This window comes from Streptomyces sp. NPDC091377 (assembly GCF_044757045.1).
Lineage (GTDB): Bacteria > Actinomycetota > Actinomycetes > Streptomycetales > Streptomycetaceae > Streptomyces.
This window is the reverse complement of record NZ_JBIVUE010000001.1, coordinates 685,244-707,733: the sequence shown is the minus strand read 5'-3', so window position 1 is coordinate 707,733 and position 22,490 is coordinate 685,244. Positions and strand designations below refer to the sequence as shown.

The 22,490-nt window shown below is 72.5% G+C and carries 21 protein-coding genes; 15 read left to right on the top strand and 6 right to left on the bottom strand.

The window, feature by feature from the left end:
- Window positions 1–66: 66 nt before the first annotated feature.
- Window positions 67–1,155, bottom strand: coding sequence for a redox-regulated ATPase YchF (gene ychF, locus ACIQNG_RS03155; RefSeq protein WP_401429726.1), 1,089 nt, complete (start codon window positions 1,153–1,155; stop codon window positions 67–69).
- Between the two features lie 498 nt (window positions 1,156–1,653).
- Between ychF and ACIQNG_RS03150 the strand changes: the two genes are divergently transcribed.
- Complete coding sequence (locus ACIQNG_RS03150) at window positions 1,654–2,094, top strand: DUF6542 domain-containing protein (RefSeq protein WP_401429724.1); 441 nt, start codon at window positions 1,654–1,656, stop codon at window positions 2,092–2,094.
- A gap of 11 nt (window positions 2,095–2,105) precedes the next feature.
- On the opposite strand, the gene ppgK is transcribed toward ACIQNG_RS03150, so the two are convergent.
- Complete coding sequence (gene ppgK, locus ACIQNG_RS03145; protein ID WP_401429722.1) at window positions 2,106–2,852, bottom strand: polyphosphate--glucose phosphotransferase; 747 nt, start codon at window positions 2,850–2,852, stop codon at window positions 2,106–2,108.
- Between the two features lie 29 nt (window positions 2,853–2,881).
- Entirely contained in the window at window positions 2,882–3,919 is a 1,038-nt protein-coding gene (locus ACIQNG_RS03140; protein ID WP_401482394.1) for a 4-hydroxy-3-methylbut-2-enyl diphosphate reductase, read from the bottom strand.
- 707 nt (window positions 3,920–4,626) lie between these two features.
- On the opposite strand from ACIQNG_RS03140, the gene ACIQNG_RS03135 reads away from it, so the two are divergent.
- From ACIQNG_RS03135 to ACIQNG_RS03120, 4 genes are all read left to right on the top strand, one after another.
- Entirely contained in the window at window positions 4,627–6,000 is a 1,374-nt protein-coding gene (locus tag ACIQNG_RS03135) for an APC family permease (RefSeq protein ID WP_401482393.1), read from the top strand.
- A gap of 87 nt (window positions 6,001–6,087) precedes the next feature.
- On the top strand, window positions 6,088–7,308 hold the full coding sequence (gene xseA / locus ACIQNG_RS03130) for an exodeoxyribonuclease VII large subunit (RefSeq protein WP_401482392.1): 1,221 nt from the start codon (window positions 6,088–6,090) through the stop codon (window positions 7,306–7,308).
- On the top strand, window positions 7,305–7,553 hold the full coding sequence (locus ACIQNG_RS03125) for an exodeoxyribonuclease VII small subunit (protein WP_401482391.1): 249 nt from the start codon (window positions 7,305–7,307) through the stop codon (window positions 7,551–7,553). Before xseA ends, ACIQNG_RS03125 begins: the two co-directional genes overlap by 4 nt.
- Window positions 7,554–7,831: 278 nt before the next feature.
- Complete coding sequence (locus ACIQNG_RS03120; RefSeq protein ID WP_401429709.1) at window positions 7,832–8,422, top strand: malonic semialdehyde reductase; 591 nt, start codon at window positions 7,832–7,834, stop codon at window positions 8,420–8,422.
- Window positions 8,423–8,508: 86 nt separating this feature from the next.
- Here the strand turns inward: ACIQNG_RS03120 and ACIQNG_RS03115 are convergent, their stop codons facing one another.
- Entirely contained in the window at window positions 8,509–9,042 is a 534-nt protein-coding gene (locus tag ACIQNG_RS03115; RefSeq protein WP_401429707.1) for a DUF4245 domain-containing protein, read from the bottom strand.
- A 128-nt stretch (window positions 9,043–9,170) separates the two neighbouring features.
- Between ACIQNG_RS03115 and glpX the strand changes: the two genes are divergently transcribed.
- The gene (gene glpX / locus ACIQNG_RS03110; protein ID WP_401482390.1) at window positions 9,171–10,202 is read left to right on the top strand and encodes a class II fructose-bisphosphatase; all 1,032 of its coding nucleotides are present in this window, start codon (window positions 9,171–9,173) and stop codon (window positions 10,200–10,202) included.
- 404 nt (window positions 10,203–10,606) lie between these two features.
- Here glpX and ACIQNG_RS03105 read toward each other — a convergent pair whose 3' ends face one another.
- Together ACIQNG_RS03105 and ACIQNG_RS03100 are read right to left on the bottom strand one after the other, a co-directional pair.
- Window positions 10,607–10,984, bottom strand: coding sequence for a WhiB family transcriptional regulator (locus ACIQNG_RS03105; protein WP_401429703.1), 378 nt, complete (start codon window positions 10,982–10,984; stop codon window positions 10,607–10,609).
- A 228-nt stretch (window positions 10,985–11,212) separates the two neighbouring features.
- Window positions 11,213–11,965, bottom strand: a complete 753-nt coding sequence (locus ACIQNG_RS03100; RefSeq protein ID WP_401482389.1) for a DUF1707 domain-containing protein — start codon at window positions 11,963–11,965, stop codon at window positions 11,213–11,215.
- Between the two features lie 217 nt (window positions 11,966–12,182).
- Between ACIQNG_RS03100 and ACIQNG_RS03095 the strand changes: the two genes are divergently transcribed.
- The 9 genes from ACIQNG_RS03095 (at window position 12,183) to ACIQNG_RS03055 (ending at window position 22,234) form a co-directional block, all read left to right on the top strand.
- On the top strand, window positions 12,183–13,850 hold the full coding sequence (locus ACIQNG_RS03095; RefSeq protein WP_401482388.1) for a fumarate hydratase: 1,668 nt from the start codon (window positions 12,183–12,185) through the stop codon (window positions 13,848–13,850).
- A 418-nt stretch (window positions 13,851–14,268) separates the two neighbouring features.
- Window positions 14,269–15,423 (top strand): NAD(P)/FAD-dependent oxidoreductase, encoded by a 1,155-nt coding sequence (locus tag ACIQNG_RS03090; RefSeq protein ID WP_401482387.1) that lies wholly within the window; start codon window positions 14,269–14,271, stop codon window positions 15,421–15,423.
- Window positions 15,420–15,749: a (2Fe-2S)-binding protein gene (locus ACIQNG_RS03085; protein ID WP_401482386.1), complete on the top strand. Its 330-nt coding sequence runs from the start codon at window positions 15,420–15,422 to the stop codon at window positions 15,747–15,749. Before ACIQNG_RS03090 ends, ACIQNG_RS03085 begins: the two co-directional genes overlap by 4 nt.
- Window positions 15,739–17,196 carry an FAD-dependent oxidoreductase gene (locus ACIQNG_RS03080; protein WP_401482385.1) on the top strand — a complete coding sequence of 486 codons (1,458 nt, stop codon included), beginning with the start codon at window positions 15,739–15,741 and terminating at the stop codon, window positions 17,194–17,196. Before ACIQNG_RS03085 ends, ACIQNG_RS03080 begins: the two co-directional genes overlap by 11 nt.
- Window positions 17,193–18,089, top strand: coding sequence for a dihydrodipicolinate synthase family protein (locus tag ACIQNG_RS03075; RefSeq protein WP_401482384.1), 897 nt, complete (start codon window positions 17,193–17,195; stop codon window positions 18,087–18,089). Before ACIQNG_RS03080 ends, ACIQNG_RS03075 begins: the two co-directional genes overlap by 4 nt.
- A gap of 64 nt (window positions 18,090–18,153) precedes the next feature.
- Window positions 18,154–19,158, top strand: coding sequence for a proline racemase family protein (locus ACIQNG_RS03070; RefSeq protein WP_401429689.1), 1,005 nt, complete (start codon window positions 18,154–18,156; stop codon window positions 19,156–19,158).
- A gap of 28 nt (window positions 19,159–19,186) precedes the next feature.
- Window positions 19,187–19,933 (top strand): GntR family transcriptional regulator, encoded by a 747-nt coding sequence (locus ACIQNG_RS03065; RefSeq protein ID WP_401482383.1) that lies wholly within the window; start codon window positions 19,187–19,189, stop codon window positions 19,931–19,933.
- A gap of 81 nt (window positions 19,934–20,014) precedes the next feature.
- Window positions 20,015–21,424, top strand: a complete 1,410-nt coding sequence (locus ACIQNG_RS03060; RefSeq protein WP_401429684.1) for a class II fumarate hydratase — start codon at window positions 20,015–20,017, stop codon at window positions 21,422–21,424.
- A gap of 117 nt (window positions 21,425–21,541) precedes the next feature.
- Complete coding sequence (locus tag ACIQNG_RS03055) at window positions 21,542–22,234, top strand: DUF402 domain-containing protein (RefSeq protein ID WP_401429681.1); 693 nt, start codon at window positions 21,542–21,544, stop codon at window positions 22,232–22,234.
- Window positions 22,235–22,490: the final 256 nt, after the last annotated feature.

Genomic DNA, 22,490 nt, shown 5'->3' with positions numbered 1-22,490 from the left:
GATAGAGTCCGCCCCCTCCTGACCTGCATGTTTGCCGCGTCAGCGACGTGGTGTCATTTCATCCGCTCAGACATTGAACCGAAACTCCACCACATCCCCGTCCCGCATCACATACTCCTTGCCCTCCATCCGGGCCTTGCCCTTCGCCCTCGCCTCGGCTACCGAACCCGTTTCGACCAGGTCGGTGAAGGAGATGACCTCCGCCTTGATGAAGCCCTTCTGGAAGTCGGTGTGGATGACACCGGCGGCCTCGGGGGCGGTGGCGCCCTTCTTGATGGTCCAGGCGCGGGATTCCTTGGGGCCTGCGGTGAGGTAGGTCTGGAGGCCGAGGGTGTTGAAGCCGACGCGGGCCAGGGTGGCGAGGCCGGGCTCCTCGGCGCCGACGGACTCCAGCAGCTCCATGGCGTCGGCCTCGTCCAGCTCCGCCAGCTCGGACTCCAGCTTGGCGTTGAGGAAGATCGCCTCGGCGGGGGCGACCAGGGCGCGCTGTTCGTCCTTGAACGCCTCGTCGAGGAGTTCGTCCTCGTCCACGTTGAAGACGTACAGGAACGGCTTGGTGGTCAGCAGGTGCAGGTCGTGCAGCGGCTCGGCGCGCTCGCTGCCCTGGAGGATGCCGTGGGCGAAGAGCGTCTCGCCCTTCTCCAGGATCTCCTTGGCCTCCTCCACCGCCTTCACCTTCGGCGCGAGGTCCTTCTTGATCCGCGCGTCCTTCTGGAGGCGCGGCAAGACCTTCTCGACGGTCTGGAGGTCGGCCAGGATCAGCTCGGTGTTGATGGTCTCGATGTCGTCCTTCGGCGAGACCTTGCCGTCCACGTGGACGACGTTCTCGTCCTTGAAGGCGCGGATGACCTGGCAGATCGCGTCGGACTCACGGATGTTCGCCAGGAACTTGTTGCCCAGTCCCTCGCCCTCGGACGCGCCGCGCACGATGCCCGCGATGTCCACGAAGTCCACCGTCGCCGGGAGGATCCGGTCCGAGGAGAAGATCTCCGCCAGCTTCGTGAGGCGCGCGTCGGGGACGCCGACCACGCCCACGTTGGGCTCGATCGTGGCGAACGGGTAGTTGGCCGCCAGCACGTCGTTCTTGGTCAGGGCGTTGAACAGGGTCGACTTGCCGACATTCGGCAGACCGACGATTCCGATCGTGAGCGACACGTTGCGTCTTCCCGTACGTGAGAGGGCCTGGGGAGGGGCCGGCGGGCCGGGGCCGGCCCGGCACGGCGTTGACTGGCCGATCCACCAGTCTACGGGGTGCCTGCCCGCGCCGGGCCGCCCCGCACCCGCCCCGCACCCGCCCCGCTCGAACAGGTGCCCGCACTGTCCCACGCGCTCTCCGACAAGCTCCGCCCCACGGCGTGTCTGTCGGCCTATTCGGCACATAAACCGACCTAAGTTGGTCCGGTGGAGCAACCCAGGACGCGTCCCCCTCAGCCCGGACCGCGCCGCGGCGTCCCGCCCCTGCCGCCGCAGGCCGCGCGCGACACCCGCAGTGCCCGCGATGCCTCCGCCGGTCGCCCGGGGCCCGCGGATCGTCCCGCGCCGCCCAGGGCCCGTACGGCCGACCCGCCCGCAAACGCGGCACGCGGCTCCCGGGCCCCCCGAGGGGCGCAAGCCTCGCGGCCGTCCCGGGTCTCGCCCCGCCGGCCCGCCGCCGTGCGACGCCCCGCTCCCCCGGCCCCCGGCCTTCCCGGTCCCCGGCTCACCGGTCTGGGCGGCGGGCTCTTCTGCACGGCGACCATGCTCGTCCTCGCCTGCCTCGACGCGCTGCTCCTCGGCTCGTCGCCGACGGTCTACGGCGTCCTGTTCCTGCCCGTGTGCGCGCTGACCGCGCTGTGGGTGCGGCCGGGCGATCTGGTGACCGCGCCCGTCGTCGTACCGATCGCCTTCGCCGTCGGGCTGTTCCCCATCGCCGAGGGGGCGGGGTTCCTCGCCCGTCTGATGGGGCTCTTCACCGCCCTCGCCACCCACGCGGGCTGGCTCTACGGCGGCACCCTCGTCGCCGGTTCGATCGCCACCGTGCGGAAGGTCCGCCTCATGGCCCGGCGCCGGGCGGAGGCGGCGCCCGTCCGGCGCCGGGCGCCCTCGGGGCCGTAGCCCCGGACCCGTCACTCCGACTTGGCCGCCCGCATCGCCGCGCCCACGATGCCCGCGTTGTTCTGGAGCTGTGCCGGGGTCAGCTCCGCCGTGATGCCCTCGATGTAGTGGAGGAACTTCTCGGACTTGCGGCTGACGCCGCCGCCGATGATGAAGAGTTCGGGCGAGAACAGCATCTCCACGTGCGCGAGGTACTTCTGGACCCGGTGGGCCCAGTGCTCCCACGTCAGCTCGTGGTCCTCCTTGGCCTTGCTGGAGGCCCGCTTCTCGGCGTCGTGGCCGTGCAGTTCCAGATGGCCCAGCTCGGTGTTGGGGACCAGGACGCCGTCCACGAAGACGGCGCTGCCGATGCCGGTGCCGAAGGTGAGCAGGATGACCGTGCCCTGGCGGTCGCGCCCGGCGCCGAACGACATCTCGGCGACGCCCGCGGCGTCCGCGTCGTTGACCACCGTCACCGGCAGCCCGCCCAGCGCGTCGGAGAACAACGCGCGCGCGTCCCTGTCGACCCAGCTCTTGTCCACATTGGCCGCCGTACGGACCATGGCGCCGCCCGTGACGACCCCGGGGAAGGTCAGTCCGACCGGGCCCGTCCAGCCGAAGTGCTCCACGACCTGCCGCACTCCGTCGGCCACGCCCTCGGGCGTCGCCGGGTGCGGGGTGAGCACCTTGAAGCGCTCCTCGGCCAGGTCACCCCTGTCGAGGTCCACAGGGGCACCCTTGATGCCGGATCCGCCGATGTCCACGCCGAAGATCTGCATGGCTCCACGTTACGACGGACGACTGACGGTCACTCCCCGGATCGCTCACCCGGGGCGGCCCCGGTGCCCGCGCCGCCGCGCTCGGCGACCAGGGCCGCCGCCTCGTCGCGCAGATCCCGGCGCAGTTCCTTCGGCAGCGAGAAGGTGATGGTCTCCTCGGCCGCCTTGACCAGCTCGACGTCCTGGTAGGAGCGCTGGGACAGCCACTCCAGGACCTCCTCGACCAGCACCTCCGGCACGGAGGCACCCGAGGTGACACCGACCGTGGTCACGCCCTCCAGCCATGCCTCCTCGATCTCGCTGGCGTAGTCGACCAGGTAGGCGGCGCGGGCGCCGGCCAGCTTGGCGACCTCCACAAGCCGCTTGGAGTTCGAGGAGTTGCGGGAGCCGACGACGATGACCAGGTCGGCCTCCTCGCCCATCTGCTTCACGGCGAGCTGGCGGTTCTGCGTGGCGTAGCAGATGTCGTCGCTCGGCGGGGCGATCAGCTGCGGGAACTTCTCCTTGAGGGCGTCGACGGTCTCCATCGTCTCGTCCACGGAGAGGGTGGTCTGGGAGAGCCAGACGACCTTGGACTCGTCGCGGACCTGGACCTTGGCGACGTCGGCGGGGCCGTCGACCAACTGGATGTGGTCGGGGGCCTCGCCGGAGGTGCCGATGACCTCCTCGTGGCCCTCGTGGCCGATGAGGAGGATGTCGTAGTCCTCGTCGGCGAAGCGGACGGCTTCCTTGTGGACCTTGGTGACCAGGGGGCAGGTGGCGTCGATGGTGGCGAGCTGCCCGCGCGCGGCCTCCTCGTGGACGACGGGGGCCACACCGTGCGCGGAGAACATCACGATGTTCCCGGCCGGGACCTCCTCGGTCCGCTCGACGAAGACGGCACCCTTCCGTTCCAGGGTCTGGACGACGTACTTGTTGTGCACGATCTCGTGCCGGACATAGATCGGGGCCCCGTACTGCTCCAGGGCTTTCTCGACGGCGATCACCGCGCGGTCCACACCCGCGCAGTAGCCACGGGGGGCGGCGAGCAGGACACGGCGGCCAGTCGAAGCAGTCATGCGAACCATCGTACGGCCGTGTTCGGCGGGTCGAGAGCGTCTCCCCGGCGCATCACCGGGAGACTGGGCCGCAGGAGTCGGACGGGGTCCGCGCGGTGCGGTGCGGTGCGGCGTCCGCCGGTCGATCCAGCCCCACCGCGATCGATCCGGCCCGCCCGCAACAGCAGGCCGCGCCGGGCGGCGGTCGTAGGGCCGCGCTGTGGTCGTACGGGGCCGCGCTGTGGTCGGGCAGGCCCGCTGTGGTCGTACGGGGCCGCGCTGTGGCCCTGCCCGGCCGGGCCGCGCGTGCCCATGCCGGCCGCGTCACGGTCGGGCAGGGCCGTACCGCGGTCGCATAGGCCGCGTCACGGGCGAACGGCCGCGTCACGGGCGCGTGGGCCGGGACACGGTCTCACGGGCCGCGTCACGGTCGCGTGGGCCGTGGCTCGGCCGGGTGGCCGTAGCTCGGCTGGGTGGCCGTAGCTCGGCTGGGTGGCCGTAGCTCGGCTGGGTGGCCGTAGCGCGGTCGCTTGGCCGTGGCGCGGTCGCGTGGGCCGCGTCACGGTGGCGCGGCCTGTGCGACCGCGGTCGGGCGGGCCGCGCCGCGGTCGGACGGGCCGTGGAGGTCGGTCCGTGCGGCCGTTCAGCGGTCGATCCGCCGCGCACAGCGGTCGGTGCGGCCCGCACGGCCGTCGTTCCGGCTCGCAGGGAAGTCGATCCGACCCGCGGAGGAACTGATGTCCGACCCCGGCACCACCGCCGCCGCTCCCCCCGCCGACGCCGAGCACCGGCTCAAGCGCAGTCTGGGCTTCCGGGACCTGGTCGTCTACGGTCTGCTGTTCATCGCCCCCATGGCCCCGGTGGGTATCTACGGCACCCTGGACGCGCGCTCGCACGGCGCGGTGGCGCTGGTCTACATCGTCGCGACGGTCGCCATGGCGTTCACCGCGTTCAGCTACGCGCAGATGGTGCGGGTGGTGCCGCTGGCGGGCTCGGTGTTCGCCTACGCGCGCGCGGCGCTCGGCCGGGACGTCGGCTTCATCGCCGGCTGGATGGCCATGCTCGACTACCTCCTCATCCCCGCGGTGGCCTACCTCTTCTCCGGGATCGCCATGGAGGCGCTGGTCCCGGAGGTCTCGCGCTGGGTGTGGACGGCCATCGCCGTCGTCATCACGACCCTGCTGAACCTGTGGGGCGTACGGGCCGCCGCGCGCGTGGGCTTCCTGGTGCTGGCGATGGAGATCGTGGTCCTGCTGGTGTTCGTGGTGTCCGCGATCGTCGTCCTGGTGCGGGACGGCGCGGAGCGGGGCTGGCTGTCGCCGCTGTCCGGGGACGGCTCGCAGGGCGCGTTCGCGCTGTCGGCGGTGCTCGGGGCGGTGTCGGTGGCGGTGCTGTCGTATCTGGGCTTCGACGCGATCGCCTCCTTCGCGGAGGAGGTCACCGGGGGCTCGCGGAAGGTCGCGCGCGCGGTGCTGTTCTGTCTGGCGCTCGCGGGCTTCCTGTTCATCGTGCAGACGTATCTGGTGGCCCTGCTGGAGCCGACGACGTCCGCCGAGTTCGCCGCCGACCCGAGCAAGCAGGGTTCGGCGTTCTACGACGCCGTGGACGCCTCGGTGGGGACCTGGCTGCACGATCTGGTGGCGGCCAGCAAGGCGATCGGGGCGGCGTTCGCCGCGCTGGCCGGGCAGGCGGCGGCCGGGCGGCTGCTGTTCGCCATGGGCCGCGACCGGCGCCTGCCGCGCGTCCTGTCGCGGACCGACGCGGGCGTGCCGCGCGTGGCGCTGCTGTGCGCGGCCGTGATCACCCTGGTCGCGGCGGTGTGGGCGGCGCGGGCGAGCGACGGGATGGACCATCTGGTGTCGGTGGTCGACATCGGCGCGCTGACCGCCTTCACGCTGCTGCACGCCAGTGTGATCGGCTGGTTCGCGGTACGGCGCCGGGGCGGGCCGGTGATCTGGTGGAAGCACGTCCTGATCCCGTTGCTCGGCGCGGCCATCACCATCGCCGTGATCGTGGAGGCGTCCGGTACGGCGCAGGTGGTGGGCGTGGTCTGGCTGGTGCTGGGGATCGGGGTGCTGCTCGTGCAGCGAGGGTGGAAGGAGCCGGCCTGAGCCGCGCGGCGGTCCCGGCCGCGCCCGCCCGGACCGGTACGGCCGGGCACGGCCCGGCTGTCAGTGGTGGGGGCTACGCTCGCGGACATGGCTGTCAACACGTCCGCCGAGACCCCCATGCCCGTCGGGGAGGTCTCGCGGCTCATCGGGGGCTGGATCGACCGGCTGGGGTCGGTGTGGGTCGAGGGGCAGATCACCCAGTTGTCGCGGCGGCCGGGCGCCGGGGTGGTGTTCCTGACGCTGCGCGACCCGTCGTACGACATCTCGGTCGGGGTGACCTGTTACCGGCAGGTGTTCGACGCGGTGGCCGACGTGGTCGGCGAGGGCGCGCGGGTCGTCGTGCTGGCGAAGCCGGAGTGGTACGCGCCGCGTGGGCAGTTGTCGCTGCGGGCCGCCGAGATACGGCCGGTGGGCGTCGGTGAGCTGCTGGCCCGGCTGGAGCAGACGAAGAAGAAGCTGGCCGGGGAGGGGCTGTTCGCGCCCGAGCGCAAGAAGCCGCTGCCGTTCCTGCCGCAGCTCATCGGGCTGGTCTGCGGGCGGGCCTCGGCCGCCGAGCGGGATGTGCTGGAGAACGCGCGGCACCGCTGGCCCGCCGTCCGCTTCGAGGTGCGCAATGTGCCGGTGCAGGGCGTGCACGCGGTCGCGCAGGTCACGCAGGCGGTGAAGGAGCTGGACGAGCACGCGGACGTGGATGTGATCGTCGTGGCGCGCGGCGGCGGCAGCGTGGAGGATCTGCTGCCTTTCTCCGACGAACAGCTCGTGCGCGCGGTCGCCGCCTGCCGTACGCCGGTGGTGTCCGCGATCGGGCACGAGCCGGACACCCCGCTGCTCGACTACGTGGCCGATCTGCGGGCCTCCACGCCCACCGACGCGGCGAAGAAGGTCGTCCCGGACGTGGGCGAGGAGCTGGAGCGGGTGGGGCAGCTCCGCGCGCGGGCGCGGCGGTGCGTGGAGGCGTACGTCGAGCGCGAGGAGCGCGGGCTGGCGCAGGCGCTGAGCCGTCCGTCGATACAGGACCCGCACCGGATGATCGACGGGCGCGCCGAGCAGGTGGACGCCCTGCTCGCGCGCGGGCGCCGTACCCTCGGCCATCTCCTGGACCGCGCCGACTCCGAGCTGGCCCACACGCACGCCCGCGTGGTGGCCCTCTCCCCGGCGGCGACCCTCAAGCGCGGCTACGCGGTGCTCCAGAAGGCCGACGGCCATGTGGTCCGGGCCCCCGGCGAGGTCACGGCCGACGAGCCGTTGCGGGCGCGGGTGGCCGAGGGCGAGTTCTCCGTACGTGTGGATCCCGAGGTGGGTGGATGAGCAGCAAGGTGGAAGAGTCGCTCGGCTACGAGCAGGCCCGCGACGAGCTGATCGAGGTCGTGCGGCGCCTGGAGGCGGGCGGTACGACGCTGGAGGAGTCGCTGGCGCTGTGGGAGCGCGGCGAGGAGCTGGCCAAGGTGTGCCGGCGCTGGCTGGAGGGGGCGCGGGCCCGGCTGGACGCGGCCCTCGCGGAGGGCGAGGACGGGCGCCCGGACGGGGAGGGCGTCGAGGGGGAGGGCGAGTAGCCGGACACGGGGAGGGGGAGAGGGGCGGCGCCTCGGCTGCGAGCGGGGGGCCGCTCGGCTGAGCAGGCGGCTGGGCTGAAGGGCGTTCGCCGACGGGCGGCCAGCCGCCGAGAGACATGCGGACCAGGGTCCGTTTCTGTGAAGCGGATCACGACACCCCGCTTTTTGTTGAAGCTTGAATCTTCTACGGCGTACTGTCGTCCTCCGTAAGCCCGCCGACCTCTCCCCGGGGCCGGCACCCCTTTCCCCTCCCTTCACCCGCACCGGAGAGCACACGCATGTCCCTCGTCCTCGACCCCACCGCCCAGGACCTGCTGTTCCGCGAGGCCCGTACCGCCAACGCCTTCACCGACGAGCCCGTCACCGAGGAGCAGGTGCAGGCGATCTACGACCTGGTCAAGTACGGCCCGACCTCCATGAACCAGTCGCCGCTGCGGGTCACCCTCATCCGCTCCGCCGAGGCCCGCGAGCGTCTCGTCCCCCTCATGTCCGAGGGCAACCGGGCCAAGACCGCCACCGCCCCGCTGGTCGCGATCCTCTCCGCGGACAACGAGTTCCACGAGGAGATGCCGCATCTCTTCCCGCACTTCCCGCAGGCCAAGGACACCGTCTTCGCCGACCGCGTGGTGCGCGAGGACCACGCCGCGTTCAACGCCTCCCTCCAGGCCGCGTACTTCATCATCGGCGTGCGCGCGGCGGGCCTGGCGGCCGGTCCGATGACCGGGTGCGACTTCGAGGGCGTGCGCAAGGAGTTCCTGGACGACGACCACGCCCCGCTGATGGTGGTCAACATCGGCAGGCCGGGCCCGGACGCCTGGTTCCCGCGCTCGCCGCGGCTGGCGTACGAGCAGGTCGTGACGACGCTCTGAGCCCGACACGAGAAAGCCCCCGGCGCGATGCCGGGGGCTTTTCCGTGTCTCGGGGTGCCGGGAGGGGCGATGCGCGCGGGCGCGGCTCAGTCCAGTTTCAGGGCCGTCGCCATCTTCGTCAGTTCGCCGAACGAACCCGTGCCGATGACCATAGTTGTCGAGCCCTGCTTGCCGTCGGCGCCGTCCAGGACCAGCGCGCTGTACCGGCCGCCGGTGTAGCGGGTCCAGTTGCGGCCGTCGATCTCCTGGGTGACCTTGGTCTCGGTGCCGCCCCGGCTGGTCTCGTCGATGTACTTGGCGCGCGCCTGGGTGGACTGCTCCACCGCCACGTACTCACCGCGCGGCGAGTGGAAGCCCAGGTGCCACGCCTCGCCCTCCTGGCCCTGGTACCGGACCGAGGTCGCCTTCCAGCTGTCCGGCAGTCCCTCGGGCGCGGCGACCGGGTAGGACGCCGCCCGCTGGGCCGTGAGCAGCTCCACCCGGTAGTCCACCGGCTTGAGATCGGGCTCCGAGTCGTCGTGCGGGATGAAGAGGTATATGACCCATGCCGCCAGCACGATCAGGCCCAGGGAGAGGATCATGTCCCGGGCCGTCTTCTGCTTGCCGTTCGTACCTGCCACGCCCCCTATCGTCGCAGGTGCCCGTTGCGCTCATCCGTGGGGGGCCCTGCTCATTTTGTCGGTCTGACGATAGAGTCGATGTTCGAAACCCTCATCCGGCCGTCGTCGTATCAGAAAGGTGCGCTCCGATGACCGAGCATCACTTGCCGTCCGAACTGGACGTCCCCTCCGAAGCCCCCGACCGCAACCTCGCGCTGGAACTGGTCCGGGTGACCGAGGCCGCCGCGATGGCCGCCGGTCGCTGGGTCGGGCGCGGGGAGAAGAACGGCGCCGACGGCGCCGCCGTGCGCGCGATGCGCACCCTCGTGTCCACCGTGTCGATGAACGGCGTCGTCGTCATCGGGGAGGGCGAGAAGGACGAAGCGCCGATGCTGTTCAACGGGGAGCGGGTCGGCGACGGCACCGGCCCCGAGTGCGACATCGCGGTGGACCCGATCGACGGTACGACGCTGACGGCCAAGGGCATGCCGAACGCGATCTCCGTGCTGGCCGCCGCCGAGCGCGGGTCGATGTTCGACCCGTCGTCCGTCTTCTACATGGACAAGCTCGTCACCGGCCCCGAGGCCGCCGAGTTCGTGGACATCGACGCGCCGGTGGCGGTGAACATCAAGCGGATCGCGAAGGCGAAGCGGCGCCAGCCCGAGGATGTGACCGTGGTCATCCTGGACCGGCCCCGGCACCAGGGGATCATCCAGGAGATCCGGGACGCGGGCGCGCGCATCAAGCTGATCTCGGACGGCGATGTGGCCGGTTCGATCTACGCGCTGCGCGAGGGCACCGGGGTGGATCTGCTGCTCGGTATCGGCGGTACGCCGGAGGGCATCATCTCGGCGTGTGCCGTGAAGTGCCTCGGTGGCACCATCCAGGGCAAGTTGTGGCCCAAGGACGACGAGGAGCGGCAGCGGGCGCTGGACGCGGGACACGATCTGGACCGGGTGCTGACCACGGACGATCTGGTGTCGGGCGAGAACGTGTTCTTTGTCGCCACGGGGATCACGGACGGGGAGTTGTTGCAGGGGGTGCGGTATCGGTCGGAGACGGCGACGACCGACTCGATCGTGATGCGGTCGAAGTCGGGGACGGTGCGGAGGATCGACTCCGAGCATCGGTTGAGCAAGTTGCGGGCCTACAGCGCGGTGGATTTCGGGCGGGCGCGGTGATGTGGGGGCGGGGGGCGGGCGCGGCTGCGCTAGGGGTGGGGTGCGGGGGGGGTGGGGGTGCTCGGGAGCTTGGGGCGCGGCTGCCCCGGGGGCCTGGGGTGTGTGGGCGGGTGCGGGTGGGTGGGGGCTGGTCGCGCAGTTCCCCGCGCCCCTTTGGGTGGGGGCTGGGGTTTGTGGGCGGGCGGCCGTCGTGGGGGGCTGGTCGCGCAGTTCCCCGCGCCCCTGGGGTGGGAGCCCGGGCCCTCGGTCGTCGGGGAGCCGGCGTCCGTAGAAGTCGCCTCCCGGCGGCCGGAATCCGGCGTCGCCCGAGGTCGGACTTCGTGTCGCCGGTTGTCAGGGGACCCGGTGTTGGGGTGGGTGGGAGCGTCCCCGGTGCGGTGGGGGCGCTCCCGGTGCCGTGTGGGTCAGCCGGCCTGGGCTATGCGGCCCGTCGTCCTGGCCGCCTTCTGCAGTTCCAGGTCCCGTCGGCGGCGGCGGGCCAGGACGACCCGGCGTTCGGCGGCGGTGAGGCCGCCCCAGACGCCGTACGGCTCGGGCTGGAGCAGCGCGTGTTCGCGGCACTCGACCATCACCGGACAGCGGGCGCACACCCGCTTGGCGGCTTCCTCGCGGGAGAGCCGCGCCGCGGTGGGTTCCTTGGAGGGGGCGAAGAACAGGCCGGCCTCGTCGCGTCGGCACACCGCCTCGGTGTGCCAGGGAGCGTCTTGGTCCCTGTCTCGCGCTGGCACCCGCTGGGCCGGAACAGCGGCTACCTGCAGGGACGAATGCGGCGGTTGCAGCACGGTCTACTCCTGACGACGGCTTCGCGAGCGAGAGACGATGCAGCAAGGTCTACCCGCTGTGCGCGTGCCTATGCAGGGAGTTCCCAATCGCCAGAGCATGGCGGTTCTTTTCCGCTGCGGGAAGCGGACGCGTTCGTTTCGGGGCGGAAGTTCGCAACCGCCAATGATCGGCGCCGCGCACGCAAACCCCTGCCGCGGGCGCACGCCCTCCACGCCCCCGAGGGGTCGTCACAGATATTTGCGCTCTGTCTTCTCCGTCTTGCGCCGACCCTTGCCCGCCTTGTCCGAGATGCCCAGCTTGTCGGCTATGTCCGCCACGAACTTGCCGCGCTTGGGCCGGGCTTCGACGCTGCCGAGGATCGCCCAGCCGTCGATGAAGACCACGGGCGCGTCCGGATCGTCCGAATCGAGCGTGGACACCTCGAAGTTGCCGAGCACACCCCCGCCGGTGCCGCGCAGCGACACATTCTCCGGGACGCGGACCTCCACGCTGCCGAAGACCGAGAACGCCTTGATCATGACCCGCGGATACTCGAACAGCGCCTCGCTGAGGTCGATCTCCACGCTGCCGAAGACCGCGTACGCGTGGATACGGCGGCCCGCGCGCCAGCGCCCCTTGCGGACCGAGGCGGAGAACACCGCGACGACGTTGTCGTCCGCCTCCGCGGGTATCTCGCCGTCGGCCGGGCGGTTCGGCGCGGTGGTGCGCGTCGGCGCCGGGCGGCGCTGGTGGGCGCCGGGCAGATCGCGGATCAGCGGCTCCAGCTCGCCGACCGTCTTCGCCTCGTAGACCCCGCCGATCCGCTCGGCGTGCTCCTCGGCGGTCAGCCGGCCCTCCGCGTGGGCCTCGCGCAGGATGTCCGCGATCCGGTCGCGCTCGGCGTCGGAGGCGCGCAGTTCGGCGGGGGCCACCTCGGCGTCCTGGCGGACCGGGGCCTGGGGACGCGGCGGCTCGGGACTGCTCTGCTTGTGAAGGTCCACGGCAGCAGACTACCCACACACGATAGATCGCGACACCCCGGAATCCCCGCCGCCTCGCCCCGGGAGACCCGGGAGACCCGGGAGACCCGGGAGACCCGGGAGACCCGGGAGAACTGAGCCTTACCTCACCGGCCCGCCGTCCGGGGCACGGCCTACGCTGGTGGACGCTGCCAATGGTTGCCAGCCGCTGTCTGCCGTGAGTGAGGAATGGGCCGAGATGCCTGAGTTCGCGTACACCGATCTGCTCCCGATGGGAGCGGACACCACCCCCTACCGGCTGGTGACCGCCGAGGGTGTCTCCACCTTCGAGGCCGACGGGCGCACGTTCCTCAAGGTCGAGCCGGAGGCGCTGCGCAAGCTCGCCGAGGAGGCCATCCACGACATCCAGCACTATCTGCGCCCGGCCCACCTCGCCCAGCTCCGCCGGATCATCGACGACCCTGAGGCGTCGGGCAACGACAAGTTCGTGGCGCTCGACCTGCTGAAGAACGCCAACATCGCGGCGGCGGGCGTGCTGCCCATGTGCCAGGACACCGGCACGGCGATCGTCATGGGCAAGCGCGGGCAGCAGGTGCTGACGGAGGGCGGCGACGAGGCGGCCCTCAGCCGGGGCATCTACGACGCCTACACCCGGCTCAACCTGCGGTACTCCCAGATGGCCCCGCTCACCATGTGGGAGGAGAAGAACACCGGCTCCAACCTCCCGGCGCAGATCGAGCTGTACGCGGCCGACGGCGGCGCCTACAAGTTCCTGTTCATGGCGAAGGGCGGCGGCAGCGCCAACAAGTCCTTCCTCTATCAGGAGACCAAGGCCGTCCTGAACGAGTCCTCCATGATGAAGTTCCTGGAGGAGAAGATCCGTTCGCTGGGTACGGCCGCCTGTCCGCCGTACCACCTCGCGATCGTGGTCGGCGGCACCTCGGCCGAGTACGCGCTGAAGACCGCGAAGTACGCCTCCGCGCACTACCTGGACGAGATCCCCGCCGAGGGCTCGCCGCTCGGCCACGGCTTCCGGGACAAGGAGCTGGAGGAGAAGGTCTTCGAGCTGACACAGCGGATCGGGATCGGCGCGCAGTTCGGCGGCAAGTACTTCTGCCACGACGTCCGGGTGGTCCGGCTCCCCCGGCACGGCGCGTCCTGCCCCGTCGCCATCGCCGTCTCCTGCTCGGCCGACCGGCAGGCCGTCGCGAAGATCACCGCCGAGGGCGTCTTCCTGGAGCAGTTGGAGACGGACCCGGCGCGGTTCCTGCCGGAGACGACCGACGAGCACCTCGAAGCCGACGGCGACGTGGTCCGTATCGACCTCAACCAGCCGATGGACGACATCCTCGCCGAGCTGACCAAGTACCCGGTCAAGACCCGGCTCTCGCTCACCGGTCCGCTGGTCGTGGCCCGGGACATCGTGCACGCCAAGATCAAGGAGCGGCTCGACGCGGGCGAGGGGATGCCGCAGTACCTGAAGGACCACCCGGTGTACTACGCCGGTCCGGCCAAGACCCCGCAGGGTTACGCGTCCGGGTCCTTCGGCCCGACGACCGCCGGGCGGATGGATTCGTACGTGGAGCAGTTCCAGGCGGCCGGCGGGTCCAAGGTGATGCTCGCCAAGGGCAACCGGTCCCAGCAGGTCACCGACGCCTGCGACGCGCACGGGGGCTTCTACCTCGGCTCCATCGGCGGCCCGGCCGCCCGGCTCGCCCAGGACTGCATCAAGAAGGTCGAGGTCGTGGAGTACGAGGAGCTGGGGATGGAGGCGGTCTGGAAGATCGAGGTCGAGGACTTCCCGGCGTTCATCGTGGTGGACGACAAGGGCAACGACTTCTTCCAGGACCCGGCGCCCGCGCCGACGTTCACCTCGATCCCGGTGCGGGGTCCCGGGCTGGGCTGAGGGAACACCGGACGGGCGGACGGAGACAGAGACAGACACGAACACAGACACGAACACGGGCACGAACACGGGCACGAACACGGGCACGAACACGGGCGCGGGCACAGGCGGGTTCGCCCGCGTGCTCGTGTCCGGGGCGGTCGTGAGGCTCACGCCTCCGACCGCCCTTTCGCGTTCCGCCCGCCCGGCCGCAGCGCTCGGCCCCGCCCGGCCGTCCCGCCCCGCCCCGCCGTAGCGCCCGGCCGCCCCGCCCCGCCGTAGCGCCCGGCCGCCCCGCCCCGCCGTAGCGCCCGGCCGTCCCGCCCCGCCGTCGCCCCGCCTCCCCCCGGTGTCGTCCGGTGTCGTCCGGTGTCGTCCGGTGTCGTCCGGTGTCGTCCGGAGCATTCCCAGTAGCAGTAGCGTGTGACATATTACTGCCATGGGCAAGCAATTGACCTGCGACATCGTCGTCGTGGGCGCCGGCATGGTCGGTGCCGCCTGTGCGTTCTACGCGGCCCGCGCCGGATTCGACGTGGTCGTCGTGGACCGGGGAGGCGTCGCCGGGGGCACCACCGGGGCCGGGGAGGGGAATCTGCTCGTCTCCGACAAGGAACCGGGGCCCGAACTGGAACTCGCCCTGCTGTCCCACCGGTTGTGGACCGAACTGGCGCGGGAGTTCGGCGCCGCGGTCGAGTACGAGGCCAAGGGCGGGATCGTCGTCGCCGAGGACGGTGCACAACTCGCCGCGCTGGAGGCGTTCGCCACGTCTCAGCGCGGTGCCGGGGTCGACGCGGTGGGCGTCGGCCGGGAACGGCTCGCGGAACTGGAGCCCTGGCTGTCGCCCGAGGTGGCCGGCGGGGTGCTGTATCCGCAGGACTCCCAGGTGATGCCCGCGCTCGCCGCCGCGCGGCTGCTCAGGGCCTCCGGCGCCCGGCTGCTCACCGGCCGCACCGTGACCGGCGTGCCGCGCGGCCCCGACGGGGCGGTGCGGGGGGTGCGGACCGACCACGGGGAGGTGCGCGCGCCCCATGTCGTCAACGCCGCCGGGACCTGGGGCGGCGAGGTCGCCGCGCTCGCCGGGGTGCGGCTGCCGGTGCTGCCCCGGCGGGGCTTCGTCCTGGTCACCGAACCGCTGCCGGTCCGCGTCCGGCACAAGGTGTACGCCGCCGCCTATGTCGCCGACGTCGCCAGCGACTCCGCCGCGCTCCAGACCTCGCCGGTCGTGGAGGGCACGGCCGCCGGACCGGTGCTGATCGGCGCCAGCCGGGAGCGGGTCGGCTTCGACCGGAGCCTCTCCCTGCCCGCCGTGCGCGCGCTGGCCGCCGGGGCGACCCGGCTCTTCCCCTTCCTCGAACAGGTGCGGGTGATGCGGACGTACGCCGGTTTCCGGCCGTATCTGCCGGACCATCTGCCCGCGATCGGACCCGACCCCCGGGCGCCGGGGCTCTTCCACGCCTGCGGGCACGAGGGCGCGGGCATCGGGCTCGCCACCGGCACCGGCCATCTGATCGCGCAGGTGCTCGGCGGCCAGCGCCCCGACCTCGATCTCCACCCCCTGCGCCCCGACCGCTTCCCGGAGGCCGAGCCCGTATGACGTCCCACGACCCGAACGCCGCCGTCTCCGGTCCGCTCCGGCTCGCCCGGGCGCGGCCCGGCCCCCCGTTCACCGTCACCTTCGACGGCCGTGAACTGCCCGCCCTGCCCGGACAGACCGTCGCCGCCGTGCTGTGGGCCGCCGGGATCACCTCCTGGCGCACCACCCGCGACGCCGGCCGCCCGCGCGGCGTGTTCTGCGGGATCGGGGTCTGCTACGACTGCCTGGTCACCGTCGACGGACGGCCCAACCAGCGGGCCTGTCTCGTCCCGGCCGTCCCCGGCGCCGCCGTCCGCACCCAGGAGGGGACCGGTCATGAGGACTGACCTCGCGGTGATCGGCGCGGGTCCCGCCGGGCTCGCGGCGGCCCTCGCGGCGGCGGCCCGGGGGGTGCGGGTCGCGCTCGTGGACGCGGCGCCCGCGGCGGGCGGGCAGTTCTACCGCCGGCCCGCGCCCGGCCTCGGCGCCCGTCGGCCCGAGGCGCTGCACCATCAGTGGCGGACCTGGGAACGGCTGCGCGCCGGGCTGGAGGACCTGGCGGACGACGGCCTCGTCATCCGTCTCCCCGACCGTCATGTGTGGTGCGTCGAACGGCGTCCGGAGGGCGGCTTCACCGTCCACGCGCTGCTCGGCCCGCTCCAGGAGGAGGCGACCGCCGTGCACGCGGACGCGGTGCTCCTGGCGACCGGCGGCTACGAACGGGTGCTGCCCTTCCCCGGCTGGACCCTGCCCGGGGTCGTCACGGCCGGGGGCGCCCAGGCCATGCTCAAGGGCGGGCTGGTGCTGCCGGGCCGTACCGTCGTCGTGGCCGGGACCGGACCGCTGCTGCTGCCGGTGGCCACCGGGCTCGCGGCGGCGGGCGCGCGGGTCGCCGCGCTGGTGGAGTCGGCGGACCCGAGGGACTTCCTGCGGTACGGCCGTGCCCTCGCGGCCAAGGCGCCCGAAGGGGCGGGGTACGCGGCCGGGCTGCTGCGCCACCGCGTCCCCTTCCTCGCCCGGCACACGGTCGTCGCGGCGCACGGCACCGAGCGCGTCGAGGCGGTGACCGTCGTCCCCCTCGCGGGCGGCGCCGCCCGCCGGATCCGCTGCGACGCCCTCGCCGTCAGCCACGGCATGCTGCCGCACACCGATCTCGCCGAGGCGCTCGGCTGCCGGCTCGACGGGCTCGTCGTCGCCGTGGACGACGAGCAGCGCACCGACGTCCCCGGCGTCTGGGCCGCCGGCGAGAGCACCGGGGTCGGCGGGGCCGCCCTCGCACTCGCCGAGGGACATGTCGCCGGACGCTCGATCGCCGCGCGGCTGGCGGGCCGGGACCCCGACCCGGGTGGCTGGTCCGCCGCCGCGAAGGCCCGGGCGCGGATGCGCCGGTTCGCCGAGGTGCTCGACCGGGTCTACGTCCCCGACCCGCACTGGCCCGACCGGGTCACGGACCCGACGGTGCTGTGCCGGTGCGAGGAGGTCACCGCCGGGACCGTGCGGGAGGCCGTCGACGCGCTCGGCGCACGGGATCTGCGGACCGTGAAGCTGCTGACCCGGGCCGGGATGGGCTGGTGCCAGGGGCGGATGTGCGCGCCGGGTGTCGCCGGGGTCGCCGGGTGCGCGCTCACCCCGGGCCGCCGCTCGCTCGCCCGGCCGGTGCCGCTCGGGGTGCTGGCCGGTCCCGGACCCGCCGCCGAGGAACCCCCCGCGACCGCCCCCGCGCCGGCCGACGACCCGGCCCGCGCGCGCCCCCGGACCGACACCCGTACCGCCACTCACAGGAGGAACCCATGACCGTCTCCCCCGCCCGCCCCTGGCACGGTGTTCTCGTCGCCACGGCCCTCCCCCTCACCGAGGACCTGCGTGTCGACCACGGCCGGTTCGCGGAGCACTGCGCCTGGCTGGTCGAGAACGGCTGTGACGGCGTCGTGCCCAACGGCTCGCTCGGCGAGTACCAGGTGCTCACGCCCGAGGAGCGGAGGAAAGTGGTGGAGACCGCGGTGGCCGCGATCGGCGGCGACCGGGTGATGCCGGGGGTCGGGGCCTACGGTTCGGCGGAGTCCCGGCGCTGGGCCGAGCAGGCGCGCGACGCGGGCTGCGGCGCGGTGATGCTGCTGCCGCCCAACGCCTACCGCGCGGACGAGCGCTCGGTGCTCGCGCACTACGCCGAGGTGGCGAAGGCGGGCGTGCCGGTGGTGGCGTACAACAACCCGATCGACACCAAGGTGGACCTCGTCCCGGAACTGCTGGCCAAGCTGCACGGGGAGGGGTACGTGCGGGCGGTGAAGGAGTTCACCGGCGATGTGCGGCGCGGCTACCGGATCGCCGAACTCGCCCCGGACCTCGATCTGCTGGTCGGCGCCGACGACGTACTCCTGGAGCTGGCGCTCTCCGGCGCCAAGGGGTGGATCGCGGGCTTCCCCAACTCCCTGCCGAAGGCGTGCGTACGGCTGTACCGGGCGGCCGTCGCCGGGGACCTGGAGACCGCGCGCGAGCTGTACACGCTGCTGCACCCGCTGCTGCGCTGGGACTCGCGGATCGAGTTCGTGCAGTCCATCAAGGTGTCCATGGACGTCGTCGGCCGCTACGGCGGCCCGTGCCGTCCGCCGCGGATGCCGCTGCTGCCGGAGCAGGAGGCGGCGGTGCGCACGGCGACCGAGAAGGCCGTCGCCGCCGGGCTCGTCTGACCGCACCGCGGACCGACGAGCGGACGAACGAGCGGACCAACGAGCGGATCAACGAGGAGACCTCATGCGCAGCAAGCTCGTCCTGCACGCCGTCGACTCGCACACCGAGGGCATGCCGACCCGGGTCGTCACCGGCGGGATCGGCACCGTCCCGGGCGCGACGATGAACGAGCGGCGGCTGTACTTCCGTGAGCACCGCGACGACGTCAAGCGGCTGCTGATGAACGAGCCGCGCGGTCACTCCGCGATGAGCGGCGCGATCCTCCAGCCGCCGACCCGCCCGGACTGCGACTGGGGGGTGCTGTACATCGAGGTCTCCGGCTATCTGCCGATGTGCGGGCACGGCACGATCGGGGTGGCGACGGTCCTGGTGGAGACCGGCATGGTGGAGGTCACCGAGCCGGTCACCACCATCCGCCTCGACACCCCGGCGGGCCCGGTCGTCGCCGAGGTCGCCGTCGAGGACGGCCGGGCGCGGGACGTCACCCTCCGGAACGTGCCGTCGTTCTCCGTCGGCCTGGACCGCGAGGCGACCCTCGCCGACGGGCGGACGGTGACGTACGACCTCGCCTACGGCGGCAACTTCTACGCGATCCTGCCGCTGGAGGAGTTCGGGCTGCCCTTCGACCGGGCGTACAAGGACGACATCCTGAAGGCGGGGCTGTCGCTGATGGCCGCCATCGAGGCCGAGGGGGACGGGCCGGTCCACCCCGAGGACCCGTCCATCCACGGGGTGCACCACGTCCATCTGCTCGCCCCGGGCTCCGACGCCCGGCACTCCCGGCACGCGATGGCGATCCATCCGGGCTGGTTCGACCGCTCCCCGTGCGGCACCGGCACCAGCGCCCGCATGGCCCAACTGCACGCGCGCGGGGAGCTGCCGCTCGGCACCGAGTTCGTGAACGAGTCGTTCATCGGCACCCGTTTCACCGGCCGGCTGCTCGGCACCACCGAGGTCGGGGGCCGGCCGGCCGTGCTGCCGAGCTTCACCGGCCGGGCCTGGATCACCGGCACCGCGCAGTATCTGCTGGACCCGGACGACCCGTTCCCGGCCGGATTCGTACTCTGAAGCGCGCACCTTCGAGGAGTGACCCCGCATGACCCCGCCCCCACCCCCGCCCCGGCTCCGGCCCCCCTCCCCGCCCCTGTCCCGGCCGGCCGCCTCCCCGCCCCTGCCCGATCTGGGCGGCCCGCGGGCCAGCTACCGCGAGCGGGTCGCCGACGCGCTGCGGGCCGCGCTGATCGCCGGTGAGCTGCGGGCCGGGGAGGTGCACTCGGCGCCGGCGCTGGCCGCCCGCTTCGGGGTCTCGGCCACCCCGGTGCGCGAGGCCCTGCTGGACCTGGCGAAGGAGGGCCTGCTCGACCCGGTCCCGAACAAGGGCTTCCGGGTGACGGCGGTGTCGGACCGCCAACTGGACGAGTACAAGCACATCCGCGCGCTCATCGAGATCCCGACGACGGCGGCGCTCGCGGCGACGGCCGACCCGGCGGCCCTGGAGGCGCTGCGGCCTCTGGCCCACGCGATCGTCACCGCCGCCGCGGCCGGGGACCTCATCGCCTACGTCGAGGCCGACACCCGCTTCCATCTGGGGCTGCTGGCGCTCTCGGACAACGCCCCTCTGGTGGAGGTGGTCCGTGAGCTGCGCGGCCGGTCCCGGCTGTACGGGCTGACCCGGCTGGTGGCGGAGGGCCGGCTGGAAGCCTCCGCCGAGGAGCACCTGGAGCTGCTGGACGCGCTGCTCGCCCGGGACGAGGACGCCGTACGGGCCGTGATGACCCGGCATCTGGGCCATGTGCGCGGACTGTGGGCCGGACCGGCCCGCTCCGCCGAGGTGCGCGACTGACCGGGCCGGACGGGGAATACGCCTGCTGGGCCGCGCGCTCTCCCGTTCGGGGCCGTACGCACTCATGGAGGCAGGAGCACGATGACCACGACCGCCGGCGGCGACGAGCAGGGCTACCGCGTCGAGCACGACTCGATGGGCGAGGTGAGGGTCCCCGCGGACGCGAAGTGGCGGGCGCAGACCCAGCGCGCCGTCGAGAACTTCCCGATCTCCGGGCAGCGCATCGAACGCGCCCACATCGAGGCGCTCGCCCGGATCAAGGGCGCCGCCGCCAAGGTGAACGCGCGGCTCGGGGTGCTCGACGCGGACGTGGCGGAGGCGATCCAGGAGGCGGCCGGCGAGGTCGCGGAGGGCCGGTGGGACGCGCACTTCCCGATCGACGTGTTCCAGACCGGGTCGGGCACCTCGTCCAACATGAACACCAACGAGGTGATCGCGACCCTGGCCGGCGAGCGGCTGGGCCGGGACGTGCACCCCAACGACCACGTCAACGCCTCGCAGTCGTCCAACGACGTCTTCCCGTCCTCCATCCACATCGCCGCCACGGCCGCCGTCACCCGTGATCTGATCCCGGCCCTCGACCGACTGGCCACCGCCCTGGAGCGCAAGGCGGCGGAGTTCGCCGATGTGGTGAAGTCGGGGCGCACCCACCTCATGGACGCCACACCCGTCACCCTCGGACAGGAGTTCGGCGGGTACGCCGCACAGGTGCGGTACGGCGTCGAACGGCTGACCGCCGCACTGCCGCGGCTGGCCGAGCTGCCGCTGGGCGGTACGGCCGTCGGCACCGGCATCAACACCCCGCCCGGGTTCTCCGCCGCGGTGATCGAGGAGGTCGCGCGGGCCACCGGGCTGCCGCTGACCGAGGCGCGCGACCACTTCGAGGCGCAGGGCGCCCGGGACGGCCTGGTGGAGACCAGCGGTCAGCTCCGTACCGTCGCGGTCGGCCTCACGAAGATCTCCAACGATCTGCGCTGGATGGCGTCGGGGCCGCGCACCGGCCTCGCCGAGATCGCGCTGCCCGATCTGCAACCGGGCTCCTCGATCATGCCCGGGAAGGTGAACCCGGTCGTCCCCGAGGCCGTGCTGATGGTGTGCGCACAGGTCATCGGCAACGACCTCACCGTCACCACCGCGGGGGCGGCGGGGAACTTCGAGCTGAACGTGATGCTGCCCGTGCTGGCCAGGAACGTCCTGGAGTCGATCCGCCTTCTGGCCAACGCGTCCCGGCTGCTGGCCGACCGCACCGTGGACGGCATCACCGCCGACCGCGAGCGGGCCCGCGAGTACGCCGAGTCGTCGCCGTCCGTCGTCACCCCGCTGAACAAGTACCTCGGCTACGAGGAGGCCGCCAAGGTCGCGAAGAAGGCGCTGGCGGAACGGAAGACGATCCGGCAGACGGTGCTGGAGGGCGGCTACGTCGAGCGCGGCGCCCTGACCGAACAGGAACTGGACGAGGCACTGGACGTTCTGCGCATGACCCGCCCCTGACGGCCCGCGGGCGAAGCCACCGGGGCCCGTGTGACGGACGGGACGGGTGATGCGGCCCTGGGGTGAACCGTGACCGGGACCGCAGCGTCGTATGCCGAGGACACCTAATATCTGCGCATGACGGACGAGGGAACGGTGAGCGCGGTGGCGGAGGGCGGAGGCACGGCGTACTGGACCCCGGGCAGCCAGGTGCTCTGGCGCTACCGGGAGAACGGCGGCGCGGACTTCCACATCGTCCGGCCGGTCACCGTCGTACGGGACGACGCGGAACTGCTGGCGGTGTGGCTGGCACCGGGGACGGAGTGTGTGAAACCGGTGCTGGCCGACGGCACGCCCGTGCATCTGGAACCGCTGGAGACCCGCTACACCAAGCCCCGCGCGGTCCAGCGCGACCGCTGGTTCGGCACCGGGGTGCTGAAGCTGGCCCGGCCGGGTGAACCGTGGTCGGTGTGGCTGTTCTGGGAACCGGGCTGGCGGTTCAAGAACTGGTACGTCAACCTGGAGGAGCCGCTGGCCCGTTGGGCGGGCGGTGTGGACTCCGAGGATCATTTCCTGGACATTTCCGTGCACCCGGACCGCGCCTGGTACTGGCGCGACGAGGACGAGTTCGCCCAGGCCCGGCGGGACGGGCTGGTGGACGACGCGCTGGCCGGGCGGGTGCGGGCGGCGGGACTGGCCGCGGTGGAGGTGATTCACGCGTGGGGCCCGCCGTTCTCGGACGGCTGGCAGGACTTTCGCCCCGACCCCGGCTGGGCGGTACCGTCACTGCCGGACGACTGGGACCGTACGCCCGCGCATGTGTCCTCATGAGACCCTTGATGCGCCCCCGGGCAAGAAACGTAGGATCGTCCTCCGCAAGGGAGCAGGGTGGCAACTGCCGGAGCGTGCACGGAGTCTGACCAGATGTCACAAAGGGGCGACCGGACGTGAGCGAGCGGTACGACGGCACCACCCGTGCGGGACGCGAGCGGGCGGCGGTCACACGGACAGGAAAAGCCTCTGACCACGCGGGAATCCCGTTCCTGGGGCAGGTATTCCGGGTATCGGGACTTCTGCGGGACGAACA

Excerpts from the sequence above, each read along its gene's own strand:
- ACIQNG_RS03120 (WP_401429709.1), top strand. The coding sequence starts at position 7,832 with ATGTCCCTCGTCCTCGACCCCACCGCCCAGGACCTGCTGTTCCGCGAG.
- ACIQNG_RS03070 (WP_401429689.1), top strand. The coding sequence starts at position 18,154 with ATGCGCAGCAAGCTCGTCCTGCACGCCGTCGACTCGCACACCGAGGGC.
- ACIQNG_RS03140 (WP_401482394.1), bottom strand. The coding sequence starts at position 3,919 with ATGGTTCGCATGACTGCTTCGACTGGCCGCCGTGTCCTGCTCGCCGCC.
- ACIQNG_RS03090 (WP_401482387.1), top strand. The coding sequence starts at position 14,269 with ATGGGCAAGCAATTGACCTGCGACATCGTCGTCGTGGGCGCCGGCATG.
- ACIQNG_RS03095 (WP_401482388.1), top strand. The coding sequence starts at position 12,183 with ATGCCTGAGTTCGCGTACACCGATCTGCTCCCGATGGGAGCGGACACC.
- ACIQNG_RS03085 (WP_401482386.1), top strand. The coding sequence starts at position 15,420 with ATGACGTCCCACGACCCGAACGCCGCCGTCTCCGGTCCGCTCCGGCTC.
- ACIQNG_RS03125 (WP_401482391.1), top strand. The coding sequence starts at position 7,305 with ATGAGCAGCAAGGTGGAAGAGTCGCTCGGCTACGAGCAGGCCCGCGAC.
- ACIQNG_RS03060 (WP_401429684.1), top strand. The coding sequence starts at position 20,015 with ATGACCACGACCGCCGGCGGCGACGAGCAGGGCTACCGCGTCGAGCAC.
- glpX (WP_401482390.1), top strand. The coding sequence starts at position 9,171 with ATGACCGAGCATCACTTGCCGTCCGAACTGGACGTCCCCTCCGAAGCC.
- ppgK (WP_401429722.1), bottom strand. The coding sequence starts at position 2,852 with ATGCAGATCTTCGGCGTGGACATCGGCGGATCCGGCATCAAGGGTGCC.
- ACIQNG_RS03080 (WP_401482385.1), top strand. The coding sequence starts at position 15,739 with ATGAGGACTGACCTCGCGGTGATCGGCGCGGGTCCCGCCGGGCTCGCG.
- ACIQNG_RS03055 (WP_401429681.1), top strand. The coding sequence starts at position 21,542 with ATGACGGACGAGGGAACGGTGAGCGCGGTGGCGGAGGGCGGAGGCACG.
- ACIQNG_RS03135 (WP_401482393.1), top strand. The coding sequence starts at position 4,627 with ATGTCCGACCCCGGCACCACCGCCGCCGCTCCCCCCGCCGACGCCGAG.
- ACIQNG_RS03065 (WP_401482383.1), top strand. The coding sequence starts at position 19,187 with ATGACCCCGCCCCCACCCCCGCCCCGGCTCCGGCCCCCCTCCCCGCCC.
- ACIQNG_RS03075 (WP_401482384.1), top strand. The coding sequence starts at position 17,193 with ATGACCGTCTCCCCCGCCCGCCCCTGGCACGGTGTTCTCGTCGCCACG.
- xseA (WP_401482392.1), top strand. The coding sequence starts at position 6,088 with ATGGCTGTCAACACGTCCGCCGAGACCCCCATGCCCGTCGGGGAGGTC.